This is a genomic window from Kitasatospora sp. NPDC096204, assembly GCF_044763205.1.
Classification (GTDB): Bacteria; Actinomycetota; Actinomycetes; order Streptomycetales; family Streptomycetaceae; genus Kitasatospora.
In genome coordinates this window covers 175,211-188,776 of record NZ_JBIWFT010000012.1, presented here as the reverse complement: position 1 = coordinate 188,776, position 13,566 = coordinate 175,211, and the positions used below count along the sequence as shown (strand labels likewise).

The following is a 13,566-nucleotide window of genomic DNA, read 5'->3' as shown; positions in this document are numbered from 1 at the left end:
CGTCGGACGGACCCAGGAGCCGGGCGGAAGGCCCGGCGGTGGACGGGGTGGAGCACGGAGCAAGGGTGCGCCATCTTCGCGCACCGGGCCGCCGGTGATCAATGCCCTGCGGGGGCGCGGGTGGATCAGACGGCGAGCAGACCGTTCGCCGTGGCGATCGCCTCGATGTCGGCCGGGGTGCCGGACATGATCGCGCGGACGTGTTCGGTGACCAGCTCGGTCGGCCAGTCCCACCAGGCCGCACGGAGCAGGCGCGCGATGTCGGCCTCGTCGAAGCGGCGGCGGATCGGGCGGCCCGGATTGCCGCCGACGACGGTGTACGGCTCGACGTCGGAGGTGACCATCGCTCCGGCCGCGATGATCGCGCCGTCGCCGATCCTGACGCCGGGCAGGACGGTGGCCCCGTGGCCGAACCAGACGTCGTTGCCGATCACGGTGTCGCCCCGGCTGGGCAGGCCCGCGACGATGTCGAGGGTCCGCTCCGTCCAGCTGCCGCCGAACATGGTGAAGGGGAAGGTGGAGACCCCGATGGTCGGATGAGCGGCGCCGGCCATCAGGAACCGGGTGCCGGTGGCGATCGCGCAGTACTTGCCGATCACCAGCCGCTCGGGGCCGTACGCGTAGAGGACATTGCGCTCCTCGAAGCGGGTGGCTCCGTCGGGGTCGTCGAAGTAGGTGTACTCGCCGACCTCGATCCGCGGGTCGGTGACGAGCGGGCGCAGCAGGACGACCCGGTCGTGGCCGGCGAGCGGGTGGAGGGCGGTGGGGTCGGGAATGGCGGTGGCGGGCACGCAGACTCCTCTCGTAATGCGACATAAGTCGCATTACGATGAGCATCGCATGACCGCCACCCCGTGGCAAGCCTTAATGCGACTGGAGTCGACTTTGACTGAAGCAACCCGCCCCGGGCCGGAGCCCCGCACCCCCACCCCGCGCCCCGGCGGCCGCAGCACCCGGGTCCGGGCGGAGGTGGTCGCCGCCACACTCGCCGAGGTGACGGCCAAGGGCTACGACGGCCTCACCGTCGAGGCGGTCGCCACCCGCTCCGGCATCCACAAGGCGACCCTCTACCGGCGCTGGGGCGGAGTGGACGGCCTGATCGCCGACGCCCTGACCGCCTCCGCCGACCAGCCCTGGCCCCTGCCCGACACCGGAGACCTCCAGCAGGACCTCCGGCGGATCACCCAGGAGGTGTTCAGCGTCTTCACCGACCCGGAGCTCGGCCCCACGCCCACCGCGCTGATCTCCGCGGCCCAGCGCTCGGACGCCGGCGCGACCGCCCTGCGCGCCTTCTTCGCGGCCCGCCACCACCAGGCCGCCGAGGTGGCCGAACGGGCCGTCGCCCGGGGCGAACTGCCCGCCGGGACGGACGGCGCCGAGGTGGTCCGGGCCGCCACCGCACCGCTCTACTACCGGCTGTTCGTCTCCGGTGAGCCGCTCGACGCCCGCACCGCCGAGCGGGCCGCCGACGCCGCCGCCCTGGCCGCCCGCGCCGGACTCTTCGCACCCACCACGGCCACCCCGGAGGTGAACTGACGAATCATCACGCCGCTGCCACCCGAGGAACCACGGCCGCCCCAACCCTCTACCGCATCCCCGCCCGGCCGTGGATGATGCACCCATGACAATCCCGCCGTCCACCACCCCCCGGAAGGCCCGTCACGTGAACCGCAGGCACTGGGCGCTGGTCGCCGCCGCCACCGTCCTCCCGCTCGTGGCGAGCACCGGCACCGCCATCGCGGACGCCCCCACGGCCGCCGCCCCCGCCGCGGGCTGCACCTACACCCCGGCCGTCCCGGCGGACAACTTCAAGGGCATCCCGGTGTTCGACGCCAAGAAGGCGGCGAAGCCCTACCGCGCGACACTACGGACCACCCAGGGCCAGATCACCTTCGAGGCCCTGACGGACAAGGCGCCCTGCACCACCTTCTCGTTCCGGTTCCTCGCCGAGCACGACTACTTCGACCGCAGCCACTGCCACCGCCTCACCACCCAGCGGATCTACGTCCTCCAGTGCGGCGACCCGACCGGCACCGGCAGCGGCGGTCCCGGCTACTCGTTCCCGGACGAGAACCTGACCGGCGCCACCTACCCGGCCGGCACCGTGGCCATGGCCAACGCCGGCCCGAACACCAACGGCAGCCAGTTCTTCTTCGTCTGGAAGGACACCAAGCTCTCCCCCGCCTACACCCCGTTCGGCCGGATCACCGCCGGCCTGGACGTCCTCCAGAAGATCGCCGCCGGTGGCGAGGACGACCAGAACAACCCGGGCGACGGCTTCCCCAACCTCCCCGTGAACATCCGCAACGTGAAGATCAGCACCCACTGATCCGCACACACTGATCCGCGCTCACTGATCAGCGCCCGCTGATCCGCACCCACCGACCCGGCGGGCCGGACGGCCCCGGCCCGCCGTCCACCCCGCCTACCGCCCGTCCTCCCGCCGGCCCCGCTCCCGTACGGTGGCAGCACCAACGACACCGCATGGGAGCAGGAGCAGCGCCGCATGGACAGCCGGATCTGGGAGAGCGTCGACCACCTGGTCGCATGGCTGGACGAGCAGGGCACGCAGTCGCCCCAGGAGGAGCGGCTGCTGCGGATCCTCAAGCTCTCCGAGGAGGTCGGCGAGGTCGGCGCGGCGGTGATCGGTGCCACCGGTCAGAACCCGCGCAAGGGCGTCACCCACACCTGGGAGGACGTCCAGCACGAACTCTGCGACGTCGTCTTCTCCGCCCTCGTCGCCCTCAGGACCCTCACCCCCGACGCGGCCCGGGTCTTCGCCGAACGCCTCGCCTACGTCGAACAGCGCTCCGCCGCCTCCCGTCGAACGACGGACGCCGCTCCGGCCCCGGCTGAGGCGCCCGACGAGGCGTAGCCGACCGCTCCACCCGGGGCTGGGCGTCTCCGCGACAGGGGTGAGGCCGGGGTCAGGCCTCCGGTCGGAGCGCGGTGAGGAGGCTGCCGCGGTGGGCTTCGGCGACGCGGTCCACGGAATGCCGGTCCCGGGACGAACGCCCGGGACGAACCCCCGAGCCGAACGCCCCAGCCGAACCCCCGGGGCGACGCGTCAGGCGTTCGGCGCGACCCTGGCGAGGCCGTTGATCACGCGGTCCATCGCGTCGCCGCCCTGCGGGTCGGTGAGGTTGGCGAGCAGCTTGAGGGTGAAGCGCATCAGCATCGGGTGGGTGAGGCCGCGCTGAGTGGCGATCTGCATCACCTTGGGGTTGCCGATGAGCTTCACGAAGGCGCGACCCAGCGTGTAGTAGCCGCCGTACACGTCCTTGAGGATGCGCGGGTAGGCCTGGAGGGCGCGCTCGCGGCCGCCGTCGGTGACCCGGGCGAGGGCCTGCACGATGACCCCGGCGGCGATCTGGCCGGATTCCATCGCGTAGGCGATGCCCTCGCCGTTGAACGGGTTGACCATCCCGCCCGCGTCACCGACGAGCAGCAGACCGCGGGTGTAGTGCGGCTGCCGGTTGAAGGCCATCGGCAGTGCGGCGCCGCGGATCGGCTCGGTCATGTTCTCAGGGGTGTAGCCCCACTCCTCCGGCATGCCGGCGCACCAGGCCTTGAGCACCTCGCGCCAGTCCAGCTCGCCGAATGCCGGCGAGGAGTTGAGGATGCCGAGGCCGACGTTGGAGGTGCCGTCGCCCATGCCGAAGACCCAGCCGTACCCGGGCAGCAGCTTGCGGTCACCGTCGCGGGTGTCCCACAGCTCCAGCCAGGACTCCAGGTAGTCGTCGTCGTGGCGAGGCGAGGTGAAGTAGGTGCGGTAGGCGACGCCCATCGGGCGGTCCTCGCGCCGGTGCAGGCCCATGGCGAGCGAGAGCCGGGTGGAGTTGCCGTCGGCGGCGACCACCAGCGGGGCCCGGAAGGTGACCGGCCGCTTCTCCTCGCCGAGCTTGGCGGTGACGCCGACGATCCGGCCGGTGCGCTCGTCCAGGACCGGACCGCTGACGTTGCAGCGCTCGTAGAGCCGCGCGCCGGCCTTCTCGGCCTGACGGGCCAGCAGCTCGTCGAAGTCGGCGCGCTTGCGGACCAGGCCGTAGTCGGGGAAGGAGGACAGCTCGGGCCAGTCCAGCTCCAGCCGGACGCCGCCGCCGATGATGCGCAGGCCCTTGTTGTGCAGCCAGCCGTTCTCGGTGGAGACGTCGATGCCCATGTCCACCAGCTGCTTGGTGGCACGCGGGGTCAGGCCGTCGCCGCACACCTTCTCGCGCGGGAAGGCGGTCTTCTCCAGCAGCAGCACGTCCAGCCCGGCCTGGGCCAGGTAGTACGCGGTGGTGGAGCCGGCCGGGCCCGCGCCGACCACGATGACGTCGGCCGTGCTCTCCACGGGGCTGTCCGGCTTCGTCAGATCGGCTGCGGTCTCGGACACGTGGACACACTCCTGGAACTGCGGCGGGGGACGGCGGCTTTGTCTCCGGCAGTCTAGTTCCGCTCACGCCACGGGCTGCGCCCCCGCCCCCGACCACCGCCCCCGACCACCGGCCGCGAACCGGCCCCGTCCCCGACCGAGGCGCCCGCCGCGTCCGTCACGTCCGCCGCGTCCACCGCGTCCACCGCGTCCACCGCGTCCACCGCGTCCACCGCGTCCACCGCCCGGCTACGCGATCTTGTACGCCCGGTGCAGCGCGACGATCCCGCCGGTCAGGTTCCGCCAGGCGACCTTCGACCAGCCGTTGTCCTGGAGCTTGGCGGCCAGCCCCGGCTGGTCCGGCCAGGCCCGGATGGACTCGGCGAGGTAGACGTACGCGTCCGGGTTGCTGCTGACGGCGGTGGCCACCGGCGGCAGCGCGCGCATCAGGTACTCGGTGTAGACCGTCCGGAACGGCGTCCAGGTCGGGGTGGAGAACTCGCAGATCACCAGCTTGCCGCCGGGCTTGGTGACCCGCAGCATCTCGCGCAGCCCCGCGTCGGTGTCCTGGACGTTGCGCAGCGCGAAGGAGATCGTCACCGAGTCGAAGGTGTCGTCCGCGAACGGCAGCCGGGTGGCGTCGCCGGCGGTGAGCGCCAGCTCGGGGTGGCGGCGCTTGCCCTCGGCGAGCATGCCGACCGAGAAGTCGCACGGGACGACCTTCGCGCCGGCCTCGACGAAGGGCAGCGAGGAGGTGCCGGTGCCGGCCCCGAGGTCGAGCACGATGTCGCCCGGCCCGGCGTCCACCGCCTCGGCCACCGCCCGGCGCCAGGCGCGGGCCTGGCCCAGGGAGAGCACGTCGTTGGTGCGGTCGTACTTGGCCGCGACGTCGTCGAACATGGCGGCGACTTCGTGCGGCTGCTTGTCCAGAGAGGCTCGGGTCACGCCCCCCATTGTTCACCCTCGCACGGACACCCCGACCAAGGGGGCACACCGACCCCCGGAGCGCACCAGGAGCCCCACCCGCCGGGCCGCGCCCACGGGCCCGTCAGCGCTGAGCGCACCGCCCGTGAGTGCCGGGCCCGTGAGTGCCGAGCCCGTCAACGCCGAGCCGGTCAGCACCGAGCCCGCCGCCCGTGAGTGCCGGGCCCGCCATCCGTCAGCGCCGAGCCCGCCGCCCGTGCGTGCCAGGCCCGCCATCCGTCAGTGCTGAGCGCGCCGCCCGCCCGCGCGGCGCCGCCGGCGGGACCGCTTGCCGTGCGTTATCGCGGGCATCCCGTCCGCCAGCGCTCCGGTCGCCAGGGCGAGGTTGGCGGCCAGCTTCCCCTTCCCGCTGCGGACCGCGAGGGCCTTGTGGTGCCGCCAGATGCGCAGCACGCAGATCAGGAAGAGCACGACGCCCACCGGCACGCTGAACCGGGCCAGGCCCACGCCGACCGGCTGCGGGTAGGTGTCACCGCAGATCCGCACCGCGCCCGGGTCGTCGGCGGCGTGCTCCAGGCAGACCTTGTCGCCGAGCCTGGCGCCGTCCGAGAGCGGAAGCGCGGCCGCGGTGTGCGGTTCGCCGCCGGCCCGGTAGCTGACGGCGCTGTAGGTGCCGCCACCGGTCGGGAGCTGGGTGACGACCCCCTCGACTCTCACCGGGTGTGCCTCGATCCGGTCGGCCTGGTCGGCCTGACGCCAACCCAGCAGGCACATGCCGACGGCCAGCACGGCGCTGAGCACGGCGGCGAGGTACCAACCACGGCCCAACCGCGGGATGCGCGGCGGGGGAACGGTCGCGGTTCGCATGGTTCCTGTCCTGGCTTGCCTTCGGGGCCGGGGACACGGCCCCGCCGCCCGCGGGCGCGGGCGGTGGTGTGGTGAGGGTACGGAGGGAGCTGTCCGGGATCGTATCCGCTGGCGGGCCCTCAGGTCACGATGAAAGGGCAATCACTCCCCGGAACCGGCACAGGAGTTCGGGTGCACACGAAGGAAGTCCCGTACGCCACAAGGGATTCCGGCTACTGGCGGGTACGTCACACCCGCCGTGACGGTCGTCTCACCGTCGGCGGTACACCAACCGCCCGCCCAGAACCGTGGCCAGGCACCCGCCCGCCGCCGGTTCGACGTCCACGGCACCCCCGACACCCGCGACGTCCGCGGCACCCGCGCCACCCGCGCCACCCGCGACCGCGAACACCGCGAAGTCCGCCCGCCCCCCGGCCGCCACCCGCCCGTACACGGCCTGCGCCAACGGCAGCACCGCCAGCGGGTCCAGCGGCCCCACACCCCCACCCGAGGAGCCCGAGGAGCCGGTAGGACCTGGGCCGGAGGAGCCGGTAGGACCTGGGCCCGAGGAGCCGGAAGGGCCGGAGCCGGCGGAGCCGGAGCCAGGCAGCCCCACCACCCCCGACCGCGCCACCGCCGTGCGCACCGAGGCCCGCTCGAAGGGCCCGGCCACCGCCGTCACCCCGTACCCGAGCATCCGCTGCAGCCCCCGCCGCGCGCTGGCCCCGCAGCGCGTCTCGTCCGTGGACCCGGCCAACCCGTCCGCGACCGGTTCGAGGCCGACCTCCTCCCGCGGATCCGGGTGGTACGCCCGTTCCAGCAGCCAGTGCCCGTACGGATTGCGCAGCCCGGGGGCGAGCACGGCCGCCCCCCAGTCCCGCACCCGCGCGCCCGGGTGCGCGGCCGTCAGCTCCTCGTACGGTCCGACCGCCTCCACCAGCTCGCCACGCACCACCACCGCCCCGTCGGCGATGGACGGGGCGGTGGGATCGGCCGGGTCGGGCAGCAGGAACGCCGCCCGGTGCAGGGTCAGCATGACGGGGTCAGCACACCGTGGGGAGAGGGGTCAGTTGTCCAGGATCTTCAGCTCGGGGTGCGCGGTGCCGCCCTCGATCGCCGTGGAGGCGATGTGCGAGGCGACCCGCGGGTCGACCGGGTCGTTGGCCGGGTCGTCCAGCACGCGCAGGTGCTCGTAGGTGGTCGAGCGCTGCGCCGGGACGCGGTCGGCGGCCCGGATGAGGTGGATCAGCTCGGTGAGGTTGGAGCGGTGCTTGGCGCCCGCCGCCGAGACGACGTTCTCCTCCAGCATCACGGACCCGAGGTCGTCCGCACCGTAGTGCAGCGACAGCTGGCCGGCCTCCTTGCCGGTGGTGAGCCAGGAGCCCTGGATGTGGGCGACGTTGTCGAGGAACAGGCGGGCGATCGCGATCATCCGCAGGTACTCGAAGACGGTGGCCTGGGTCGAGCCCTTCAGGTGGTTGTTCTGCGGCTGGTAGGTGTACGGGATGAAGGCCCGGAAGCCGCCGGTGCGGTCCTGCACGTCGCGGATCATCCGCAGGTGCTCGATCCGCTCGGCGTTGGTCTCGCCGGTGCCCATCAGCATGGTGGAGGTGGACTCCACGCCGAGGCCGTGGGCGATCTCCATGATCTCCAGCCAGCGCTCGCCGGACTCCTTCAGCGGGGCGATCGCCTTGCGCGGCCGCTCCGGCAGCAGCTCGGCGCCGGCGCCGGCGAAGGAGTCCAGGCCCGCCTTGTGGATCCGGGTGATGGCCTCCTCGACGGAGACGCCCGAGATCCGCGCCATGTGCTCGACCTCGGAGGCGCCCAGCGAGTGGATCACCAGCTGCGGGAAGTCGGCCTTGATCGCCGAGAACGCGCGCTCGTAGTACTCCACGCCGTAGTCCGGGTGGTGGCCGCCCTGGAACATGATCTGGGTGCCGCCCAGCTCGACCGTCTCGGCGCAGCGGCGCAGGATCTCGTCGAGCTCGCGGGACCAGCCCTTGTCGCTCTTCGGCGGCACGTAGAAGGCGCAGAACTTGCACGCCGTCACGCAGACGTTGGTGTAGTTGATGTTGCGCTCGATGATGTACGTCGCGATGTGCTCGGTACCCGCGTAGCGGCGGCGGCGCACCGCGTCGGCGGCGGAGCCGAGCGCGTGCAGCGGCGCCGAGCGGTAGAGCTCCAGCGCCTCCTCCGGGGTGATCCGGCCGCCGGCGGCGGCCCGGTCGAGCACGGCCTTCAGGTCGGTGCTGGACGCATCGAGGGTGGTCGCTGCGAGCTCGGTCACCTGGCGGCCTTCTCTCTCTCAAGTGCTACTGGGGTACGGCCGAACCAGCCTACGCCAGCACATTCGGCCGCCCACCTCCGCTGTCACCCCCCGGCGACGGCGCCGGTCACCCCGGCGGCAGGGCCCGTCGCCCGGGGCGGCACGGCCCGTCACCCCGGCGGCACGGCCCGTCGCCCGGGGCGGCAACACCGATCACCGGCCGCCCCCGGGCGGCAACGCCCGGCACCCCGCAGGCAGGACCGGTCACCCCACCGGCAGGGCCGCCGGCTCCAACAGCCGCACCGCGACATCCGGGGCGAACCCGCTGTCGTGCGCGACGCGTCGGGCGAACTCGGCGACGCCGGCCAGCTGCCGCTCGCCGAGCGAGAAGTCGAGCGCCTCGCTGAAGTACCGCTCCAGCACGTCCGCCCCGAAGGACTCCCAGCGGGCGGCCTGCTCGGCCACCTTGGTGGCCTCGACCAGCGACAGGTCGCGGGACTCCAGGAAGGCCCGGTGCACCGCGGCGGTCAGTTCCGGGGCGCGCTCGGCGAACTCGCGCCGCACCGCCCAGACCGCGAAGACGAACGGCAGGCCGGTCCACTCCTTCCACATCTCGCCGAGGTCGTGGACGGTGAGCCCGAGGTCGGCGGCCTGTCCGAGGTAGGCGCGCAGGGCCGGGTCGCCGATCAGGACGGCGGCGTCGGCCTCGGCGAGCATCGCGCTGAGGTCCGGCGGGCAGCTGAAGTAGTCCGGACGCACGCCCTCACGCTCCTCCAGGAGCAGCCGGGCGAGCCGCACGGAGGTGCGGCTGGTGGAGCCGAGGGCGACCCTGCGGCCGTCGAGGTCGGCGAGCGGCACCTTGCTCACGATCAGGCAGGACATCACCGGGCCGTCGCTGCCGACCGCGATGTCCGGCAGGACCAGCAGGTCGTCCGCGTTGCGCAGGTACTCCACGCAGGTGATGGGGCCGATGTCGAGGGCGCCGCCGACGAGCTGGTCGCTCAGCTTCTCGGGGGTGTCCTTGGTGAGATCCAGGTCGAGCAGGTTGCCGGTCCTGGCGAGCCCCCAGTAGAGGGGTACGCAGTTCAGGAACTGGATGTGGCCGACCCTGGGCCTGACCGGGGTGTCCGGGGTGTTCTGTCGGGGCTCCCGCGTCCGCGCGTCCGGGGTTCGTGCTTCCGGTGCTGCCACTGCGCCGCTCCCTTGCTGTTCGTGCCTCCCCGCAGCGTATGCCTGCTGTTCGCGGCGGCCCGCACCGGCCACCCGACACGCCCTCGCGCGCCTCCGGCACGCCTTTCCGCGACCGCTCCCGCCCTTACGACACGCGCCTTCCACGCCGCAAGTGACCTCTGGTCGTCACAGCGGCCGCATGCTAGCGTTGCCCTCAGTTGCAGTTTGATTCCCCTTGCAGTACTTGAAGCCTGCGGAGCATGTAACCGCAGGCTTTTTGTAGTTTTTCAGCAATATCGAAAAATTTCGGACACGTCCGGAGGCAGGGCGATCAGCGCAGCGGACCGGGTGTCACACGGTGTGGCCCCCGACACGCATCGCAAGGAGAACGGCATGGCTCAGGGAACCGTCAAGTGGTTCAACGCTGAGAAGGGCTTCGGCTTCATCGCCCAGGAGGGCGGCGGCCCCGACGTCTTCGTTCACTACTCCGCCATCAACGCGAACGGCTTCCGCTCGCTGGAGGAGAACCAGCAGGTCACCTTCGACGTCACCCAGGGCCCGAAGGGCCCGCAGGCGGAGAACGTCAGCGCTGTCTGACCATCCTCTGATGATCTGATCGCTCGGGACCCGAACGGGTCCGCCGGCGGCTCCCGACAGCCGCCACCATGAGCACAAGAGCAGTACCCAAGGGGGCCCGCCCATCCGGCGGGCCCCCTGCCTTTTCGAAAACCGCGGCCGGACGGAAGTTCGGGTGCGGAACGAAGGAATGCGGAAAGGGCCCTCTCCCGTCACCGGGAGAGGGCCCTTTCCGTCGCGGATCGAACGCCCCCTCTGACGTCCGATCGGACATCCGACCTCCGACCTCCGGCCGAGCGGCCTGGCCGGAAGGCCGGACGAGCCTCAGGCCGCGGCCGGGGCCACCTCGCCCTGACCGGCGGCGACGGCCGGCTTGGCGTCCTCCTCGTACAGGTCCCCGGAGGGGTTGTTGTACGCGGCGACGTCCAGGATCCGCTCCCGGGCGGCGACCACGATCGGCACGACGACCTGGCCGGCGACGTTGGTCGCGGTGCGCATCATGTCCAGGATCGGGTCGATGGCGAGCAGCAGGCCGACGCCCTCCAGCGGCAGGCCCAGGGTGGACAGGGTCAGCGTCAGCATGATGATCGCGCCGGTGAGGCCCGCGGTGGCGGCCGAGCCGACCACCGAGACGAAGGCGATCAGGATGTAGTCCTTGATGCCCAGCTCGACGTTGAAGACCTGGGCGACGAAGATCGCGGCGACGGCCGGGTAGATCGAGGCGCAGCCGTCCATCTTGGTGGTGGCGCCGAACGGCACCGAGAAGGACGCGTACTCGCTCGGGACGCCGAGGCGCTCGGTGACGCGGCGGGTGACCGGCAGGGTGCCGACCGAGGAGCGGGACACGAAGGCCAGCTGGATCGCGGGCCAGGCGCCCTTGAAGAAGTGCACCGGGTTGAGCCCGGCGGCGAAGCGCAGCACCAGCGAGTAGACGACGAACAGCACCAGGGCGCAGCCGAGGTAGATGTCCAGGGTCAGCGTGGCGAAGGGCTTCAGCAGGTCCCAGCCGTACTTGGCGACGGACTTGCCGATCAGGCCGAGGGTGCCGAGCGGGGAGAGCCGGATGACCCACCACAACGCGGTCTGGGTCAGCTCCAGCACGGACTCGCTGAGCTTGAGGACCGGCTCGGCCTTGGCGCCGAGCTTGATGATCGCCGCGCCGACCACGACCGCCAGGAAGACGATCTGAAGGACGTTCACCTTGGCGAAGGAGTCGACGATGTTGGTCGGGAAGATCCCGGTCAGGAAGTCGACCCAGGTGCCCTTGGAGTCGAGCGCCTTGAGGCCCTCGGTCTTCAGGTCGGTGCCCTCGCCCGGGTTGGTCAGCAGGCCCAGGCCGATGCCGATGCCGACCGCGATCAGCGAGGTGATCATGAACCAGAGCAGCGTGCGGGTGGCCAGGCGGGCCGCGTTGGTCACGTTGCGCAGGTTGGCGACGCTCACCACGATCGCGGTGAACACCAGCGGCGGGACGGCCAGCTTGAGCAGCTGGACGAAGATCTTGCCGATGGTCTCCAGGGTGGTGGCCAGCCAGGAGATGTCGGCGGCACGGGCCAGGTAGCCGAGGCCGACGCCGAGCACGAGGCCGGCGACGATCTGCACCCAGAAGGGCGTCTTGCGGATGCGGGCGAGCACGGACGGCGACGTGGTCGCCTCGGGCGCTGTGGACATGGGGGAGCGTCTCCGGGGAGGGCGTTGCTGACGGTGAGGTGGGGGCGGAGCAGGCGGCACGGCGCGGGGCCGGACGGGAGAGGTCGGGCCCCCGGTCAGGGGCGTGCCGCCGCGGTACAGCACAGGGCAGTACAGCGCGGGGCGCGACAACGGCGCGGGCTGTCCACAGCACCGGCCAGAGCACACGGGCGGGCGGCGCCGGGCAGCTGGCCCGGGCCGTGCATCCGCAGTGCGTCTGAGGCTGTCATGGCCGATACGTTAGCAGCAAAGGTTTGAGATGTTCAAAGTACTTGTTTGAGGTCACGCAGAGCTCCTGCCCCCTCCGGGCCCGCCGCGAACTCGAACTCCGGACACGAACGAAGCTGACGCCCCATCAGGTCGGCTCGGCGGTCCGATTGACCGCTGAGCGGTTATACGTATAACTTTGTCGGCGTCCCCGCCCCTGCCTGCCCACCCGGAGAGGACGCCGATGGGCTACCTCGCCCTGCTCCGTGCCCCGCACGTCACCCGTCTGCTGCTCGGCACCCTGCTCGGCCGTCTGCCCGCCGGCATGACCGCCCTCGTCATCGCCCTCGCCCTGCGCGACGCCGGGGTGCCGTACGGCCGGGTCGGACTGGCCACCTCCGCCTACGCGTTCGCCGTCGCCATCGGCGGGCCGGTGCTCGGCCGGATCGTGGACCGCACCGGGCAGCCGAGGGTCCTGCTCGTCTCCGCCGTGGTGGCCGGCGGCGGGTACGCGCTGCTCGCCCTCGCCCCCGGCTCCGCGATAGGCGCACCGGTCGGGGCCGCGATCGCCGGCCTCGCCATGCCCCCACTGGAGCCCTGCCTGCGCTCGCTCTGGCCGGACGTGGTCGAGGAGAAGCAGCTCGACACCGCGTACGCCTTCGACTCCGCCTCCCAGCAGACGCTCTACGTGGCCGGGCCGCTGGCCGTCGCCGCCATCTCCGGACTGTTCAGCCCGGTCGCCGCGCTCTGGGTGGCCGCCGGGCTCGGGCTGGCCGGCGCGCTGATCGTGGCCACCACCGGGCCGGGGCGCGCCTGGCGCGCCCCGGCCCGGGAGCAGTCCGCCGGACTGCTCGGACCGCTGCGCTCCCCCGGCCTGGTGCTGCTGCTGATCGGCCTGGCCGGGGCCGGCTGGGCGGTCGGCGCCCAGAACGTGCTGTTCATCGCCTACGCCGAGCGGCACGCCGGCGAACTGCCGGGCGGCGGGAGCACCCTGCTGGCGCTGGCCGCGCTCGCCGGCCTGCTCGGCGCGCTCGCCTACGGCGCGGTCGACTGGCGGCAGAGCACGGCCACCCGCACCTGGGCGATGGCCCTCGCGATGGCCGCCTGCTACCTGCCGCTGGTCACCCTGCCCGGGCCGTACCCGATGGCCGCGCTGGCCTTCCTCTCCGGGATCATGCTGGCCCCGCTGCTCGCGGCGGCGTTCGTGCTGGTCGCCGAACTGGCGCCGACCGGCACCGTGACCGAGGCCTTCGCCTGGCTGATCACGCTGTTCGCCACCGGCAACTCGCTCGGCTACGCCGTCTCCGGCAAGCTCGCCGAGGACTCGCTGCGCCCGGTGGCGCTGTGCGCGGTGGGTGGGATCGCGCTCGGCGGACTGCTGCTGTTCGGCGCCCGGCGCTGGTTCCGCCCGGCGCCGGTGGCCACCACCGCGCAGCCCGTCCCGGTGGGCTGACCCACCCCCACAGACGACTGTGCCCGCCGGCGGTCTGGCCGGCGGGCACGGTCTTGTCCTTCGGTCGGTTACGGATGA

At 72.5% G+C, this 13,566-nt stretch carries 14 protein-coding genes; 5 read left to right on the top strand and 9 right to left on the bottom strand.

Annotated features, from left to right (window positions below; translation table 11 throughout):
- Positions 1-125: 125 nt before the first annotated feature.
- A complete protein-coding gene (locus ACIQ87_RS16050) occupies positions 126-791 on the bottom strand; it encodes a CatB-related O-acetyltransferase (RefSeq protein ID WP_402406448.1) in 666 nt (221 codons plus the stop codon).
- A gap of 94 nt (positions 792-885) precedes the next feature.
- On the opposite strand from ACIQ87_RS16050, the gene ACIQ87_RS16045 reads away from it, so the two are divergent.
- The 3 genes from ACIQ87_RS16045 to ACIQ87_RS16035 all read left to right on the top strand — a co-directional run bounded on the left by ACIQ87_RS16045 (position 886) and on the right by ACIQ87_RS16035 (position 2,875).
- A complete protein-coding gene (locus tag ACIQ87_RS16045; protein ID WP_402406445.1) occupies positions 886-1,536 on the top strand; it encodes a TetR/AcrR family transcriptional regulator in 651 nt (216 codons plus the stop codon).
- Positions 1,537-1,621: 85 nt separating this feature from the next.
- Entirely contained in the window at positions 1,622-2,329 is a 708-nt protein-coding gene (locus tag ACIQ87_RS16040) for a peptidylprolyl isomerase (RefSeq protein ID WP_402406443.1), read from the top strand.
- 177 nt (positions 2,330-2,506) lie between these two features.
- Positions 2,507-2,875, top strand: a complete 369-nt coding sequence (locus ACIQ87_RS16035) for a MazG-like family protein (protein WP_402406440.1) — start codon at positions 2,507-2,509, stop codon at positions 2,873-2,875.
- Positions 2,876-3,067: 192 nt separating this feature from the next.
- On the opposite strand, the gene ACIQ87_RS16030 is transcribed toward ACIQ87_RS16035, so the two are convergent.
- The 7 genes from ACIQ87_RS16030 to ACIQ87_RS16000 form a co-directional block, all read right to left on the bottom strand.
- On the bottom strand, positions 3,068-4,378 hold the full coding sequence (locus tag ACIQ87_RS16030) for a geranylgeranyl reductase family protein (RefSeq protein WP_402406437.1): 1,311 nt from the start codon (positions 4,376-4,378) through the stop codon (positions 3,068-3,070).
- Between the two features lie 53 nt (positions 4,379-4,431).
- On the bottom strand, positions 4,432-4,599 hold the full coding sequence (locus ACIQ87_RS16025; RefSeq protein ID WP_402406436.1) for a hypothetical protein: 168 nt from the start codon (positions 4,597-4,599) through the stop codon (positions 4,432-4,434).
- A gap of 7 nt (positions 4,600-4,606) precedes the next feature.
- Entirely contained in the window at positions 4,607-5,302 is a 696-nt protein-coding gene (locus tag ACIQ87_RS16020; RefSeq protein ID WP_402406434.1) for a demethylmenaquinone methyltransferase, read from the bottom strand.
- 258 nt (positions 5,303-5,560) lie between these two features.
- A complete protein-coding gene (locus tag ACIQ87_RS16015) occupies positions 5,561-6,148 on the bottom strand; it encodes a hypothetical protein (RefSeq protein WP_402406431.1) in 588 nt (195 codons plus the stop codon).
- A gap of 250 nt (positions 6,149-6,398) precedes the next feature.
- Positions 6,399-7,163, bottom strand: coding sequence for an imidazolonepropionase-like domain-containing protein (locus ACIQ87_RS16010; protein WP_402406428.1), 765 nt, complete (start codon positions 7,161-7,163; stop codon positions 6,399-6,401).
- 30 nt (positions 7,164-7,193) lie between these two features.
- Positions 7,194-8,414, bottom strand: coding sequence for a cyclic dehypoxanthinyl futalosine synthase (gene mqnC, locus ACIQ87_RS16005; RefSeq protein WP_049651178.1), 1,221 nt, complete (start codon positions 8,412-8,414; stop codon positions 7,194-7,196).
- A 243-nt stretch (positions 8,415-8,657) separates the two neighbouring features.
- Positions 8,658-9,584, bottom strand: coding sequence for a menaquinone biosynthetic enzyme MqnA/MqnD family protein (locus tag ACIQ87_RS16000; RefSeq protein WP_402406425.1), 927 nt, complete (start codon positions 9,582-9,584; stop codon positions 8,658-8,660).
- A 372-nt stretch (positions 9,585-9,956) separates the two neighbouring features.
- On the opposite strand from ACIQ87_RS16000, the gene ACIQ87_RS15995 reads away from it, so the two are divergent.
- Positions 9,957-10,160 (top strand): cold-shock protein, encoded by a 204-nt coding sequence (locus tag ACIQ87_RS15995; protein WP_316526772.1) that lies wholly within the window; start codon positions 9,957-9,959, stop codon positions 10,158-10,160.
- Between the two features lie 303 nt (positions 10,161-10,463).
- On the opposite strand, the gene ACIQ87_RS15990 is transcribed toward ACIQ87_RS15995, so the two are convergent.
- Positions 10,464-11,810, bottom strand: coding sequence for a dicarboxylate/amino acid:cation symporter (locus ACIQ87_RS15990; protein WP_402406422.1), 1,347 nt, complete (start codon positions 11,808-11,810; stop codon positions 10,464-10,466).
- 469 nt (positions 11,811-12,279) lie between these two features.
- On the opposite strand from ACIQ87_RS15990, the gene ACIQ87_RS15985 reads away from it, so the two are divergent.
- Positions 12,280-13,488, top strand: coding sequence for an MFS transporter (locus tag ACIQ87_RS15985; protein ID WP_402406419.1), 1,209 nt, complete (start codon positions 12,280-12,282; stop codon positions 13,486-13,488).
- Positions 13,489-13,566 lie beyond the last annotated feature (78 nt).

Bases quoted from the DNA above. Each gene is read 5' to 3' on its own strand.
- ACIQ87_RS15995 (WP_316526772.1), top strand. From the start codon at position 9,957: ATGGCTCAGGGAACCGTCAAGTGGTTCAACGCTGAGAAGGGCTTCGGC.
- ACIQ87_RS16035 (WP_402406440.1), top strand. From the start codon at position 2,507: ATGGACAGCCGGATCTGGGAGAGCGTCGACCACCTGGTCGCATGGCTG.
- ACIQ87_RS15985 (WP_402406419.1), top strand. From the start codon at position 12,280: ATGGGCTACCTCGCCCTGCTCCGTGCCCCGCACGTCACCCGTCTGCTG.
- ACIQ87_RS16010 (WP_402406428.1), bottom strand. From the start codon at position 7,163: ATGCTGACCCTGCACCGGGCGGCGTTCCTGCTGCCCGACCCGGCCGAT.
- ACIQ87_RS16040 (WP_402406443.1), top strand. From the start codon at position 1,622: ATGACAATCCCGCCGTCCACCACCCCCCGGAAGGCCCGTCACGTGAAC.
- ACIQ87_RS16015 (WP_402406431.1), bottom strand. From the start codon at position 6,148: ATGCGAACCGCGACCGTTCCCCCGCCGCGCATCCCGCGGTTGGGCCGT.
- ACIQ87_RS15990 (WP_402406422.1), bottom strand. From the start codon at position 11,810: ATGTCCACAGCGCCCGAGGCGACCACGTCGCCGTCCGTGCTCGCCCGC.